Below are 13,031 nucleotides of genomic sequence, written 5' to 3' on the forward strand. Positions count from 1 at the left end.
CGAGCGGGCGATGGGAGCCTCCGGGAAGTGCGGCGTCGACGGGAGGGGTGCCCCGTGGGAAGAACTCGACGAGGCTAGCATGCTGCTCCGCCGGGTCTCAGCGGGCTGAGGAGCCGACCTCGTCGACGATCTCGCCGAGTTCGGTTGCGACATCGGCGGTGACAGCGGGTTGACGGAACACCACAAATTTGTAGAGGCAGAAGTTCCAGACCAGGCCCACGAGCACAGCGACCGCCTTGGCGACGTTGATCGCCAGGAACGCTTTCTCGCCGGGGCTGGGCAGGAAGAGGAGAGACGTGCCGAAGCGGGTGTCGAAGAAGACCTCGAACCCGTAGATGATCAGTGACTGCAGGACCAGGGAGCTGAAGCCGGTGACGAGGAAGAACTGGCCGAAGCTCCGCAGGGTGGGGCGGTCGGGGTGGCGGAAGACGAAGAAGTGGTTGAGGAAGTACGAGATCGAAATCCCGACCGTCACCGAGACCACGTTCGCGAGGAGTGTCGGCAGGCCGACCATCAGCGACAGTGCGTTCAGGATCAGGAAGTCCAGCGCCGTGTTGAGTGAGCCCGCGACAAGGAACCGCACCTTCTGGGATTCCAGCCAACGCGCCACGGGTACTCCTCCTGCCGACGACCGCCCGGAGGGACGACTCTGGCTGAGGGTACGCGGTCGATCTGTGCGGCGGCCCCCCTGCGGGCGAACTCTTCCTGAGAAAGCACGGCGGTGGCGCGGATGCCCTTCCCATCTGGAGACGGCGCGCGCCCGGCGCTCCTCACGGCCGATGGTGCACGCTGGTACTGTTCCACCGCCTCCGCCCCGGCGCGAGCGTGCCCGACGCCGCTCCGCCACCGCCCGAATCGGATCGTCATGCTCTCCCTCACCATCGTCACTCCTACGTACAACGAAGCGGACAACATCGGCGAACTGCTGCGCCGGCTGGCCACCGCCGCCGCAGCCGAGCCGGATGTGCTCGTGCGTTCGGTCATCGTGGACGACTCCTCGCCCGACGGCACGGCCGATCGGGCGCGTGCGCTCGGTGCCGAGCTGTCCACAGGAACGTTCTCAGTCGAGGTACTCTCGCGCGCGGCGAAGGAGGGGCTCGGCGCCGCCTACCTCTGGGCCTTCGAGCAGGTGCTCGGGCGTGAGGACCCACCGACGCACATCTTGCAGATGGACGCCGATCTCTCGCACGACCCGGCCTATCTCTCCGACTTCCTCCGCGAGGTCCGCGCCGGTGCGGACCTGGTGGTCGCCTCGCGCTACATCCCCGGCGGAGGGACGCCCGACTGGACGCTGGATCGCAAGATCCTCAGTCGCGGCGGCAACCTCTACTCGCGGGCACTGCTCGGCTCGCGGCTCACCGACTGGACGGGCGGTTTCAATCTCTTCAGCCGCGAGCTGCTCGAGCGGATCCACTTCGAGACCGTCGATGCGACGGGCTACGGCTTCCAGATCGCGCTGAAGCATCGAGCGTCGGTCGCGGCGCGACGCGTTCGCGAGATCCCGATCGTGTTCCTCGACCGCACGGAGGGGACCTCCAAGATCCCGGGAAACACGATGCTGCGCAGCCTCCTACTGGTCGTGCGGATCCGGTTCACGCGCGACTCGTCCCGGTAGCGTTTCCGCTGGAACGGCGGTTCGCCTGCTCGGCCGGGCTCGCGGCCGACGGTGGGACCGTGCGATCAGGAGCCGGTGCGGAAGAGCAGCCAGCGCCGATCCGAGTCCGTGCTGACGACGCTGGGCCGGTCGGGGTCGGCCACCGCGTCGACGAAGGGCTTCCAGCCGTCGAGGTCGTCGACGTAGGCGAAGGTGTCGACCAGGACCGCGCAGGCTCCTGACGCGTCGTACTCGCGCTCGAACGCCCGGGGCGTGCTGGCGCGATTCCAGTCATCGGCCGATCGGGTGCCCCGGACCGCGCCGTAGCTGTAGCGCAGGCCGCCGTCGTCCGAGGAGTAAAGGTAGGGCAGGGCCTCGTCGTAATCGCCCATGTTCCCGATCGGGTCGGTCTCGGGGAAGTCCTTGAGCGGGAGCTGCACGATCCCGCAGCCGTCGGCGAGTCGGCGCTCGGTCTCCTGAGCGAACGCGCGAACGGAGGAGTCGCTGGTCGGAGCGAGCGGGATCGCTGCCGCCGTTCCCGCCACCTGGTCGATCAGTCCGACCGCGGCGACGACCGCCAGCGCGGGGAAGAGGAGCCGCCGGCGACGAACGAGCGTCTCGAGGGCGATGCCCGCGACGCCGAGCGCGAGAACGCTGAGCACGATCGACATCCGTGACCACGCTCGAATCTCGGGGCTCACGACGTACGAGAGGATGGCTCCGAGTCCGGCGACGATGAAGAACAGCAGTGCGACGACGAACGCCTGACTGAGCAGCCCGACCCGAGCGTCCATGACCAGCAGGGCGAGGCGCGAGCGCGGAGCTGCGCCGGTGCGTCCCGCCCGGCCGAGCGCCGACAGCACGATCAGCAGGACGAGCAGGAACGCGGCAGAGACGACCACGGCCGTCGAGGGGTTCTCGGTCGTCGGGAGGATCGCGCTCGAGCGGGCGTACCCCTGCGCGAGTTCGGCCAGCGAGGAGAACCCGCTGGTGGGCGAGGGTAAGAGCAGGCTCTGCATCTTGCCGCCGTAGAACTCCGACTCCTGCGCCGAGCGGCCCTGGAAGTACTTCTCGTAGCGATCGCCCTGGTCGATGGAGAGCACGGCGAGCTGGACGGCGATGAAGCTCAGGAATGAGCCCAGCGCGAGCGTGGGCCAGGCGAGGCTGCGGACGGGGGATCGGCGTATGAGGGCCGCGAGCACCGCGAGAACCCAGGCCGAGCCGAGCACGATCGCACCGAAGACGAAGTAGTACGACTGCGTCCACGCGATCGCCAGCGCGAGGGCGACGACGATCCCCGCTCGCACAAGGCGACGACGGCGCCGGCCTGCGATGCCCGCGGTCCACCGGTTCAGCGGATCCGTCTCCCGCCCGCCGATGACCAGCAGCAGCACGCCGATGAGCGGTACCGCCCAGTACTGCGCGAGGAAGGGGTGGCCGAAGGATAGTTGCACGAAGTGGTAGGGCAGCACCGCCGTCAGCACACCGAGCACCACGGACGTGACGCGGCGCAGACGCAGGGCTCGGAAGAAGACGTAGGCGGTGGCTCCCACGGCGGTGAAGCCGGCGATGCTGTAGAGGTTGAGCAGCCAGACGCCGTCGGGCGTGAGCGGCCCGACGACAGCGACGAAGACGGCCGACCAGGGATCGAACAAGGGCGCGAAGAAGAGATTCTGCGCCGCGGGGAACCCGAGCCTGCCGTTGGGGAGGAACGGGAACACCTCGCGTGCACTCGAGAAGATCGTGTAGTGCAGCACCTGGTCCGGGCCGCCGAACGTCCACCTCTTTTCCAGGATCTTCGGAGTGATTCTGAGCGCGAGCATCCCGAGCGCTGTCGAGAGCACGGCGGTGACGGCGGCGAACCCTGCGTCGAGGAGGATCGCCGGACGGTGACGGCGCTGTCGGCCCTCCACAGGTTTGCTGACGGCAGCCTCCTCGATGATCATCCGATCGTGGTCCTTCCGATCCGCGGACGCGCCAGGTGTGCCAGGCGCGACCGAAACCCTATGGTAATTTCTTCGGGTTCCGCCGGGATGTCGCCGCCCAGCACACATGCTCGACGAAAGCTCTTCTATGACACGCACTGTTCTCCTCGCCGGTGGCGCCGGATTCGTGGGATCGAATCTGGCCACCGAACTCCTTCTCCGCGGCGACCGGGTAGTCGTCCTCGACTCCCTGCTGACCGGCTCGACCCGCAACGTCGCCGCCCACCTCGGCCACCCCGCACTCACGGTGATTCAGGAGGACGCGGCCAACGCACGCGACCTCGACGGTCCCTTCGACGTGGTGCTGCACTTCGCCTCGCCGGCGTCGCCACCGCGGTACCTCGCGCATCCGATCGAGACGCTGCATGCGGGGTCCGTGGTCACAGAGGCGCTGCTGGATGTGGCACGCCGCGACGGTGCCCGATTCGTGCTCGCTTCCACGTCGGAGGTCTACGGCGATCCGCACGTGCACCCGCAGCACGAGGAGTACTGGGGCAACGTCAACCCGAACGGTCCGCGGAGCGTCTACGACGAGGCGAAGCGGTACGCGGAGGCGTTGACGTTCGCCTACCGTCGCAGCTTCGGGGTCGACACCGGAATCGTCCGGATCTTCAACACCTACGGCCCGAACATGGATATCGACGACGGGCGTGCGGTGCCGGCGTTCGTGAAAGCCGCACTCGCGTCTTCTCCGCTACCGATGCACGGCGACGGCACCCAGACCCGCTCGCTCCTCTACGTCGACGACCTGGTCGAGGGCGTCCTGCTGATGGCGGAGTCCTCCGAGCCGGGGCCGATCAACCTGGGATCCGTCGAGGAGCTGGAGCTGGGCGAGATCGCCCGTCGCGTCGTGGAGCTCGTCGGAAGCGACTCCGAGGTCCACTACGGTCCTCGCCCGGTCGATGACCCGGAACGTCGTCGCCCGGACATCACGCGGGCCCGCGAGGTCCTCGGCTGGGAGCCCGCGGTGTCGATCGAGGAGGGCCTGGCGCGCACGGTGCGCTGGTTCTCCGAGGGCATGTCGAACGAGAGAGGCGCGCTGTGAGACTGTCGATCCTGATGCCCGTGTACAACGAGGAGGCGACGCTGCGCAAGGCCGTGGGGCGTGTCCTGGCGGTGACGTTCCAGGAGGGCGTCGAGGTCGAGTTCGTGATCGTGAACGACGGCAGCCGTGATGGGACCCGCGAGATCCTGGACTCCCTGGACGATCCGCGAATCCGGGTGTTCCACCAGCCGCGCAACCAGGGCAAGGGAGCGGCGATCAGCCGGGCCGTCCAGGAGGCGACGGGCGACTACGTGATCATCTGCGACGCCGACGAGGAGTACCGGCCGAGCGAGATCCCGTCGCTGCTGCAACCGGTTCTGGACGGCGAAGCGGAGCTCGTCTATGGAAGCCGCACGTTCGGAAGCCACACCTCGTTCTCATACTGGTACGTGCTGGGCAACAAGGGCGTGAACCTGATCACGAATATCCTCTTCAACGCCTACATTTCGGACGTCGAGACCTGCTTCAAGCTGATGCCGTTGAGCCTCTACCGCTCCCTCGGCATCACGGAGAAGGGGTTCGGCATGGAGGCGGAGGTCACCGGGAAGCTCCTCGCGCGCGGCTACCGCCCGTACGAGGTCGCTATCAGCTACAAGGCCCGCACCCGCGAAGAGGGCAAGAAGATCACCGTCAGGGACGGCTTCGAGGCCCTGTGGATTCTCGTGCGGATCCGCCTGCGCGAGGGCTCCCGTAGCCGCCCGCCGAAGACGCTCGCCTCCTGATCCCGTGGTTGACTCCCGCGTGATTCCCGCCGCGACTCCGCCTCGCCGGGGCCCGATTGCGCTCCTGCGCGTGGTCTCCTCCGGTTTCATCTCGTACGCACTCAAGTTCGGCGTGGTCGGGATCATCGGCCTGGTCGTCGACGTCACGGTGTTCAACCTCCTGCGGGTCGGCGGGATCGGCGGCGAGCACCTGCTCTCCGGCCCCATCGGCGCGAAGGTGGTCGCCGTTGCAGCCGCAACCGTCGTCACCTGGTTCGGCAATCGCTACTGGACCTTCCGTGAGCACCGTCGAGCGAACTACCTGCTCGAACTGGCCGAGTTCAGCGTTGTCGCCGTCGCGGGCATGCTGGTCAACCTGCTGCCCCTGTATGTGTCGCACTACGTGCTCGGTTTCGACAATCTGGTGGCCGACAACATCTCGGCCAACGTCATCGGCCTCGGCCTGGCGACAGCCTTCCGCTTCATCCTTTACCGCTTCTGGGTGTTCGGTCACCACCGCTCCGGGGGAGTGATCGATCGCCGCGAGGCCGAGATGGCTGCGGCAGCCCTGTTCGAGGACGACGTCGCCGCCGTCGCGGACACCTCCGGAATTCGGCACCCCCGCTCCTGAAGGCCCCGAGCCCCGAGGTGGGGTGGCGCGGTCAGCGTCGGCCGGAGCGCCGCGGGACGGACTCGGCGAAGGCGAGGTCGAGGAGTGCCTCCGCCGTGATCCCCCAGCTCGGGATCGGCCGGAGTGCGATCCTCCGCGGCGCGCGCAGCGCTTGCTCGATCGCGGCGGTCCACCCCGCTCCGTCACCCGGATCGGTGAACACGGCGTCCGCCTCCCGCCCGGCGAGGGCGTCGCGCAGGCCCGGGATGTCGGCGGCGAGCACGGGGGTGCCGCAGGCGACCGCTTCGAGCGCCGGGAGTCCGAAGCCCTCGTGCCAGGAGGGCATCGCCACCGCGTCGGCGCCCGTGAGCAGGGCCGGGAGGTCTTCGTCGGGCACGTACGAGAAGGCGAATCGCACGTCGGCACCCGCCGCGACGGCGCGCGCGACTGCCGCATGGACGTCCTCGTTGTCCCAGCCGTCCCCGCCTACCAGGAGCAGGGTATGTCCTTCGGGTCGCTCCGCGAGCCGGTAGGCGTCGACCAGCGTCACCAGATTCTTGCGCCGCTCGATCGAGCCGACGAAGAGGAGGTAGGCGCCGAGCGCGTGCGCCGTGCGGACGCGAGCCACCTCGTCCGCTCCGCGCGGGTGGAAGAGTTCGGCGTCGATCGTGGTCGGCAGCACCCGGATTCGCTCGGAGGAAACGTCGAGCGCGCGCGCGACCTCGACGGCGGAGGACGGCGTGCCGGTGAGGACGACGTCGCTCCGAGCGATCCACCGCGGCACCGAGCGCGCGAGCAACTCTCGGCGCTCCCGCGGGACCAGCTCCGGCATCACGGCGTAACAGACGTCGTGTACAAAGGTGAGCGAGCGGGAGCGGGCGAGCGGCCAGCTGCGGAAGTTCGGGAAGAAGTACGCGCCGCGCCCGAGCAGGAGGTCGATCCCGGGCGCCGGGAGTCGCGTCAGCGCACTCCAGACCCGTCGGGGAACGGGGACGGGCCGGATCTGCAGGGTGCGGAAGCCGAAGCGTGCCAGCGACCGCGCCTCGCTCGCGGGGACGACGAGGCGGATGTCGGCGCGCCGGGCGAACTCCTCGGTGTCGAGCGCCCGCATCAGGCCGAGCAGGACCCGGCCGACACCCGTCAGCCGGGGTGCCGCGAGCGGTGTGGCATCGACGAAGAGGCGGCGGCGCCCCGCGGTCACGGTCGGCTGAGGCGGACGGTGGAGTCGATGTCGACGACGCCGTCGTGCACGGAGGCGCGCTCGACCGTGAAGGTGGCAGCGACCGGTATCCGCATGGTCTCGCCCTGCGAGAAGGTGGCCGACGAGGCGTGCACGGCGTAGTTGCCGGCACCCAGGTGGAGGTCGGGGAGGGTGAACGTGACCGTCATCTCTCCGTCGACCGCGCTCAGAGGCGTGCCGATGCGCTCGGTGTTGGTGCCGAAGACGCGCTGGCCGAGCGGGGTGTCGATGCCCATGCCGATGTTCCAGTCGTCGACCGCGCGGTTGGTGCGCACCGTGACGTCGAACTCGAGGGTCTCACCGCTGCGGACGACCGTGCCGCCGTGCTCGATGGAGCCGCCGCGCAGTCGGCAGCCCAGGATCTCGATCAGCTGGGGAGCGGGCTCGTCGACGGCTCCGGCGGCCGCCGCCTCGCGCTCCTGACGGGCGGCGCGACGGTCCTCGAAACTCTCGCGCAGGACCTGGAGTCCCTCGGAGGTCTCGCCGTCGAAGACGACGGTGCCCTTCTCGAGCACGATGGTGCGGTCGCAGAGCTCGCCGACCTGCTCGAGGGAGTGGGTGACCAGCACGATGGTCTTGCCCGCGCGCTGGAAGGCGCGGATGCGGTCCATGCACTTGCGCTGGAACGGCTCGTCGCCGACCGCGAGGACCTCATCGACCAGCAGCAGATCCGGATCAGTGTGGATTGCGATCGCGAAGGCGAGTCGCACGTACATGCCGGAGGAGTAGAACTTGACCTGCGTGTCGATGAACTCGGCGATCTCGGAGAAGTCGACGATCGACTCGAACTTGCTGTCGAGCTCGCTGCGCGAGAGGCCGAGGATGGCGCCGTTGAGGTAGACGTTCTCGCGGCCGGTGAGGTCGGGGTGGAAGCCCGCGCCGAGTTCGAGGAGCGCGGCGAGGCGTCCGCGGCGTTCGACCGTACCGGTCGTCGGCTGCACGATGCCGCCGATGAGCTTGAGGAGCGTGCTCTTACCTGAGCCGTTCGCACCGATCAGGCCCACCGTCGAGCCCAGGGGGATCTCGAGGTCGACGTCGCGCAGGGCCCAGAACTCGTCGCGGTGCTTGCGCCCGCGACCGAAGTTGACGAGCCGCTCCTTGAACGACTTGTCCTTACGGATGACAAAGCGCTTGGAGGCGTTCCGCACTCGAACGACCGTCGGACTGCCGGAGGCGGCGGGGGTGGCCTCCTGCTTGCTGGTGAGGGTCATGATCAGATCTCCTGGGCGAAGTTGCCCTCGAGGCGGCGGAAGATCCGGTGGCCGATCCACACGAACACCACCCCGACGACGAGGACGAGGACAAGACGCAGCTGCATGTCCGGCGGCCAGACCTGAGGGCCGATCTCCCGGCCGTCGATGATGCTCACGCGCGAGCCGTCGCCCCAGATCGCGCGCTGGAAGGCGAGGATCGCATTCGAAATCGGGTTGATCAGGTACAGCTGCTCGGCCCAGCCGTGACCGGCGCCCGAGGAGGCGGCGACGACGAAGTTCCACGCGTAGACGATCGGGGAGAGCCAGAAGAAGATCTGCAGCCCGACCTCGACCAGGAACTGGACGTCGCGGAGGTAGACGTTCAGGGCGGAGAGCGCCAGCGCCAGGGCGAGGCCGTAGACGAGCACGATCGCCAGCGCTGGAACGATGTAGAGCAGGTGGATCCCGAAGATGAGCGAGCCTGTGATGACGGCGCCCGCAATCAGGACGATGAACTGCACCCCGAAGTTGAACAGTGCCGAGCCGATGGCGGCCACCGGGAAGATCTCGCGCGGCAGGTAGACCTTCTTGATCAGCCCGCCGTTGCCGAGGATCGACGTGGTCCCCGCGGTCACGATCTCGCTGAACAGACCCCACAGCGTGAGTCCGGAGAACACGAAGATCGCGAAGTTCGGGACGCCGCGCGAGGCCCCGAGGATCTGGCCGATCGCCACGTAGTAGATCAGCAGCATGATCAGCGGCCGAACGAGGCTCCACACGAAGCCGAGGCTGCTGTCTTTGTAGCGCGACTTCAGCTCGCGGCCCACGAGGAGCCGGAGCAGCTCGCGGTGCCGGAGGATCTCGGCCAGGGAGGCGAGGAAGCCGCCGGAGCCGCCGCCGACGGCCGATGTGGTGCCGGCGGTCTGGAACGGCTCGTCGGCGATCGCGCGCGCACGATCCACAGCTTTGCTGGGCATGGAACTCCAAGCTCTCGGCCTCCGCCGGGCGACGGACCGCCTCATTATACGTGCGAGGTCGTCTCGGCCACCCGGGATGGCGTGTCCGAGCTGGTGCTATCGCGGGTAGTCTTGCTCCCGCTCGCCGATCGACCGACACGAACAAGGGGTCCGCCTTGCCCATGCAGCCATCCGACGTCCCGCTGGAGCCTGCCCCCCAGAGTGCTGGGGATCCTGCTCCTATTCTGAGCAGCGCCGGCGAGAGCGCTCCTTCCTCTCCCGACCCGAGTCTTGAATCGGCCATTGACGAGGCCGCTGAGCCCGACCCGGTCGCTCCGGCGCCCGCCCCCATTCGAGTGACGTCCGCTGCGACTGCTGCCACCGTGGTCCGCGAGCCCGAGTCCGAGACGGCCGAGCTGGCGCGACTGCGTGCGCAGGTCGACGCCCTCCTCAACGACCCCTTCGACGAGTGGGTCGAGCGGATCCAGGTGGGCGGCGTCACCGCCTCCGGCTTCGAGCGCACCCTCTCGTGGCGGATCACCAAGCCCCTTCGTCTGGTGCGCACCTTCCAGATGCGCGTCGACCAGCTCGGTCTCCCCGGCGCGGTCCGCCACAGCGCACGCTTCGTCAAGCGCCGCCTGTCCGGACGGGTTCGATGAGCGAGCGGTCGGCCTCCCCGAGTGCGAGCGCTGTCGCCGCGCGCGCCGAGCGCACCGAGGCCATGCTGCAGCGCCTCGAGCAGATCGGCGCGCTGCTCTTCGACGAGGAGCGACGGGCGTCCCTGCGCCGACGCGGAGCCGGGCGCTACCTCGACGACGTGGCCCGCGAGATCCGCTTCCGCCAGGACGACGAGCTGACCTGGGTCGCTCTCGTGTCCTTCACCGCCGCCTACCCGACGAGCGAGCTCTTCGACTGGTTCCGCCGAGCCCTCGAACTCGCGCCCGAGGAGTCGGCGCTACGGATCTTCCTCGAGGCGGGCTCCCGCACCGCGACCGGCTTCGCCGATCTGGACGCCCGCGTCGAGGTCGTCACGGGAGCCGTCGTGGTCGACGTCGACTTCCCCGCGCGGCACTCGCACAACACCGGTGTCCAGCGCGTGGTCCGTCAAACCGTCTCGCGCTGGGACGCCGAGCAGGAGATCGTGCCGGTCGCCTGGGTGCACGGCTCGATGTCGTTCCGCCGTCTCAGCACCATTGAGCACGAGCGGGTCGTCGACTGGTCCTCCTCCGCCCGCCGTGAGTGGGAACACGGCGACCCGGAGCGGACGGAGTTCGTCGTCCCCTACCGCAGTGTCGTGGTGATCCCCTCCGTGCCCGACTACAACCAGTGCGGGCCGCTCTCGGCTCTCGCTGAGTACTCCGGGAACGAGGTCGTCGTCCTCGGCCACGACGCCATTCCGGTCGTCAGCGCCGACACCGTGCCGCCGGAGGAGACGGTGCGCTTCGTCAACTTCCTCTCGGTGGTCAAGCACTCCGAGCGCGTCGCTACGGTCAGCGCCGCGGCCGCTCTCGAGTTCGACGGCTTCGTCCGGGCGCTCCCGGCGCAGGGCCTGACCGGCCCGTCGGTGGTGCCCGTGCCGCTGCCCGTGGAGCTGCCCGACGGCCTCCGCTCGGAGGGTCGCGGTGCCGGGGGATTGCCGCTCGTGCTCTGCGTCGGCAGCCAGGAGCCGCGCAAGAACCACCTCGCGGTGCTGCACGCCGCCGAGGTCCTCTGGCGCGAGGGCCTGCGCTTCCGGGTCCGCTTTATTGGCGGGGCCAATCCCTGGGCGCACCAGGTCTTCGATCCGCGAGTGCGCGAGCTGGTCGCGGCCGGCCGCCCCGTGGAGGTGCTCCGCGGCGCCGACGACGACGTCCTGGTCGCGAGCTACCGGGAGGCGCTGTTCCTGGGATTTCCGTCGCTGCACGAGGGCTACGGCCTGCCGGTCGCCGAGGCGCTGGCGATCGGGCTCCCCGTGCTGACCTCGCGGTACGGGAGCACCGCGCAGATCGCCGAGCACGGCGGCTGCATCCTGATCGACCCCGAGTCCGACGAGGAGATCACCGACGGCATGCGCCGCCTGCTGACCTCTCCGGAGCTGGTCGAGACGCTCCGCCAGGAGGCGGCCGCGCGGCCCGAGCGCACCTGGGACGACTACGCCCGGGAGCTCTGGGCGGCCCTGATCGGCCCTTCGGCCCTCATCCAGCAGGAGGAGACGCCCCGTGCGCTCTAAGCAGTATCTGGTCGACCGCCTCGCCACCCTGGTGCGCACCCTGGCCCCCTCCGTGGAGCCTCTGGCTACCGTCGACGCGTTGACGGGTCAGCTCAGCGTCTTGCTGCCCGCACCGAGCGACCGCGAGGTCTGGTTGGTGCTCGCGGTGCTTCGCGGTACGCTCCCGCGCCGTGAGGATGTCGTCGACGGCCGCCGTCGGGCCCGCCTGGACGGCACGGCCGCCCTGCTCGCCCACGCCGCGTCGACCATCGTCTCGAACCGTGTGTTCGCCCGCTTCCACCACCCGGACGTCGAGGTGGTCGTCGGCGCGGTCGTGGTGGATGTCCACCACACAGCGCGCACAGGTCTGGCCACCGGGATCCAGCGCGTGGTGCGCCAGAGCCTGGTCCGCTGGACGCGGGACCACGAGATCCTGCTCGCAGGCTGGGACTCGTCCCACGAATCGCTCGTCGAGCTCACGTCGGAGCAGAGCCGCAATGCGGTCTCGGGCGATGTGCCCGACGCCGCTGAGGACCGCTCCCGCGTGATCGTGCCCTGGCAGGGCACCTACCTCCTGCCCGAACTCGCCGTCGAGGACGAGCGGACCTCGCGCGTCTCGGCGCTCGCGGAGTTCAGCGGGAACCGCACGGGCACGATCGGCTTCGACTGCGTTCCGGTCACCACGGCCGAGACGGCGAGTACCGGCATCAGCGCCGCGTTCTCGCGGACGCTGGTCGCGGTGTCGCACATGGACCGCATCGCGACGATCTCGGAGGCCGCTGCGACGGAGTACTCCGGCTGGCGCCACATGCTCGGCAGCGTCGGGATGCAGGGGCCGGACATCCGTCCGATCCTGCTGCCCTCGCAGTCCGAGAGCGTGTCGGACGAGGAGCTGGCAACCGCCGCGCGCTCACTGGTGACCGGGGAACTCCCGCTCATCGTCTGCGTGGGCAGCCACGAGCCGCGCAAGAACCACCTCGCCGTCCTGCAGGCTGCCGAGCTGCTCTGGCGGCGCGGACTGGAGTTCAGTCTGGTCTTCATCGGCGGCAACGCCTGGAGCAGCGCGGAGTTCGAGTACCGCCTCGAGGTGCTCGAGGGCTTCGGACGACCGGTCCGCTCGCTCTCGAAGATCACGGATGCGCTGCTCTGGAGCGCCTACCGACTGGCTCGGTGCACGGTGTTCCCCTCGATCAACGAGGGCTACGGGCTCCCGATCGTGGAATCGATCTCGGTCGGCACGCCGGTCGTGACCTCCGGCTTCGGCAGCATGCGCGAGGTGGCCTCGAGCGGCGGCGCGCTGTTCGTCGACCCGCACGACGACCACGACATCGCCGCGGCCCTCGAGCGCCTGCTGACCGACGACGAGCTGCACGCCCGCCTCAGCGCGGAGGCGCTGGCCATCGACGGCGGCACCTGGGACGAGTACGCCGAGCGCATCTGGTCGTATCTGGTCGAGGGGGAGGGAGCCGACGAGGACGCCCGCCCCGAGCAGGCCGGAGTAACCGCCTGAGCGTCCTCG

General features: G+C 69.2%; 12 protein-coding genes. 7 read left to right on the plus strand and 5 right to left on the minus strand.

From position 1 onward, the window contains the following. Nucleotides 1–97: 97 nt before the first annotated feature. Nucleotides 98–610 carry a GtrA family protein gene (locus tag C5D07_RS07905; RefSeq protein WP_068254464.1) on the minus strand — a complete coding sequence of 171 codons (513 nt, stop codon included), beginning with the start codon at nucleotides 608–610 and terminating at the stop codon, nucleotides 98–100. Between the two features lie 255 nt (nucleotides 611–865). On the opposite strand from C5D07_RS07905, the gene C5D07_RS07910 reads away from it, so the two are divergent. Then, the gene (locus C5D07_RS07910) at nucleotides 866–1,615 is read left to right on the plus strand and encodes a polyprenol monophosphomannose synthase (RefSeq protein ID WP_068254462.1); all 750 of its coding nucleotides are present in this window, start codon (nucleotides 866–868) and stop codon (nucleotides 1,613–1,615) included. 65 nt (nucleotides 1,616–1,680) lie between these two features. Here the strand turns inward: C5D07_RS07910 and C5D07_RS07915 are convergent, their stop codons facing one another. Continuing rightward, on the minus strand, nucleotides 1,681–3,540 hold the full coding sequence (locus C5D07_RS07915) for a hypothetical protein (protein WP_068254460.1): 1,860 nt from the start codon (nucleotides 3,538–3,540) through the stop codon (nucleotides 1,681–1,683). Nucleotides 3,541–3,667: 127 nt separating this feature from the next. Here C5D07_RS07915 and C5D07_RS07920 point away from each other — a divergent pair, with 127 nt between their 5' ends. Genes C5D07_RS07920 through C5D07_RS07930 form a run of 3 tightly spaced genes read left to right on the plus strand, consistent with a single transcriptional unit; the run spans nucleotide 3,668 to nucleotide 5,956 of the window. Beyond that, nucleotides 3,668–4,624, plus strand: a complete 957-nt coding sequence (locus C5D07_RS07920) for an NAD-dependent epimerase/dehydratase family protein (RefSeq protein WP_068254457.1) — start codon at nucleotides 3,668–3,670, stop codon at nucleotides 4,622–4,624. Further along, nucleotides 4,621–5,346, plus strand: a complete 726-nt coding sequence (locus C5D07_RS07925) for a glycosyltransferase family 2 protein (RefSeq protein ID WP_068254454.1) — start codon at nucleotides 4,621–4,623, stop codon at nucleotides 5,344–5,346. The genes C5D07_RS07920 and C5D07_RS07925 overlap by 4 nt, the downstream gene beginning before the upstream one ends. A 4-nt stretch (nucleotides 5,347–5,350) precedes the next feature. Continuing rightward, the gene (locus tag C5D07_RS07930) at nucleotides 5,351–5,956 is read left to right on the plus strand and encodes a GtrA family protein (protein ID WP_068254451.1); all 606 of its coding nucleotides are present in this window, start codon (nucleotides 5,351–5,353) and stop codon (nucleotides 5,954–5,956) included. Between the two features lie 31 nt (nucleotides 5,957–5,987). Here the strand turns inward: C5D07_RS07930 and C5D07_RS07935 are convergent, their stop codons facing one another. From C5D07_RS07935 to C5D07_RS07945, 3 genes are read right to left on the minus strand one after another with little or no spacing between them, the layout of a single operon-like run. Beyond that, the gene (locus tag C5D07_RS07935) at nucleotides 5,988–7,136 is read right to left on the minus strand and encodes a glycosyltransferase family 4 protein (protein ID WP_104259069.1); all 1,149 of its coding nucleotides are present in this window, start codon (nucleotides 7,134–7,136) and stop codon (nucleotides 5,988–5,990) included. Next, a complete protein-coding gene (locus C5D07_RS07940; RefSeq protein ID WP_068254446.1) occupies nucleotides 7,133–8,386 on the minus strand; it encodes an ABC transporter ATP-binding protein in 1,254 nt (417 codons plus the stop codon). The genes C5D07_RS07935 and C5D07_RS07940 overlap by 4 nt, the downstream gene beginning before the upstream one ends. A gap of 2 nt (nucleotides 8,387–8,388) precedes the next feature. Next, entirely contained in the window at nucleotides 8,389–9,345 is a 957-nt protein-coding gene (locus tag C5D07_RS07945) for an ABC transporter permease (RefSeq protein ID WP_068254443.1), read from the minus strand. Nucleotides 9,346–9,707: 362 nt separating this feature from the next. Between C5D07_RS07945 and C5D07_RS07950 the strand changes: the two genes are divergently transcribed. Genes C5D07_RS07950 through C5D07_RS07960 form a run of 3 tightly spaced genes read left to right on the plus strand, consistent with a single transcriptional unit; the run spans nucleotide 9,708 to nucleotide 13,022 of the window. Next, nucleotides 9,708–9,983 (plus strand): hypothetical protein, encoded by a 276-nt coding sequence (locus C5D07_RS07950; RefSeq protein WP_068254440.1) that lies wholly within the window; start codon nucleotides 9,708–9,710, stop codon nucleotides 9,981–9,983. After that, the gene (locus tag C5D07_RS07955) at nucleotides 9,980–11,533 is read left to right on the plus strand and encodes a glycosyltransferase (RefSeq protein ID WP_068254436.1); all 1,554 of its coding nucleotides are present in this window, start codon (nucleotides 9,980–9,982) and stop codon (nucleotides 11,531–11,533) included. The genes C5D07_RS07950 and C5D07_RS07955 overlap by 4 nt, the downstream gene beginning before the upstream one ends. Beyond that, nucleotides 11,523–13,022, plus strand: a complete 1,500-nt coding sequence (locus C5D07_RS07960) for a glycosyltransferase family 4 protein (RefSeq protein WP_068254433.1) — start codon at nucleotides 11,523–11,525, stop codon at nucleotides 13,020–13,022. The genes C5D07_RS07955 and C5D07_RS07960 overlap by 11 nt, the downstream gene beginning before the upstream one ends. The last annotated feature ends 9 nt before the right edge of the window (nucleotides 13,023–13,031 follow it).

Origin of the sequence: Rathayibacter tritici (assembly GCF_002932875.1) — a bacterium.
Lineage (GTDB): Bacteria > Actinomycetota > Actinomycetes > Actinomycetales > Microbacteriaceae > Rathayibacter > Rathayibacter tritici.

What these genes read in the sequence shown, in the direction of transcription:
- C5D07_RS07910 (WP_068254462.1), top strand. Translation starts at nt 866, where the DNA reads ATGCTCTCCCTCACCATCGTCACTCCTACGTACAACGAAGCGGACAAC.
- C5D07_RS07915 (WP_068254460.1), bottom strand. Translation starts at nt 3,540, where the DNA reads ATGATCATCGAGGAGGCTGCCGTCAGCAAACCTGTGGAGGGCCGACAG.
- C5D07_RS07920 (WP_068254457.1), top strand. Translation starts at nt 3,668, where the DNA reads ATGACACGCACTGTTCTCCTCGCCGGTGGCGCCGGATTCGTGGGATCG.
- C5D07_RS07940 (WP_068254446.1), bottom strand. Translation starts at nt 8,386, where the DNA reads ATGACCCTCACCAGCAAGCAGGAGGCCACCCCCGCCGCCTCCGGCAGT.
- C5D07_RS07945 (WP_068254443.1), bottom strand. Translation starts at nt 9,345, where the DNA reads ATGCCCAGCAAAGCTGTGGATCGTGCGCGCGCGATCGCCGACGAGCCG.
- C5D07_RS07955 (WP_068254436.1), top strand. Translation starts at nt 9,980, where the DNA reads ATGAGCGAGCGGTCGGCCTCCCCGAGTGCGAGCGCTGTCGCCGCGCGC.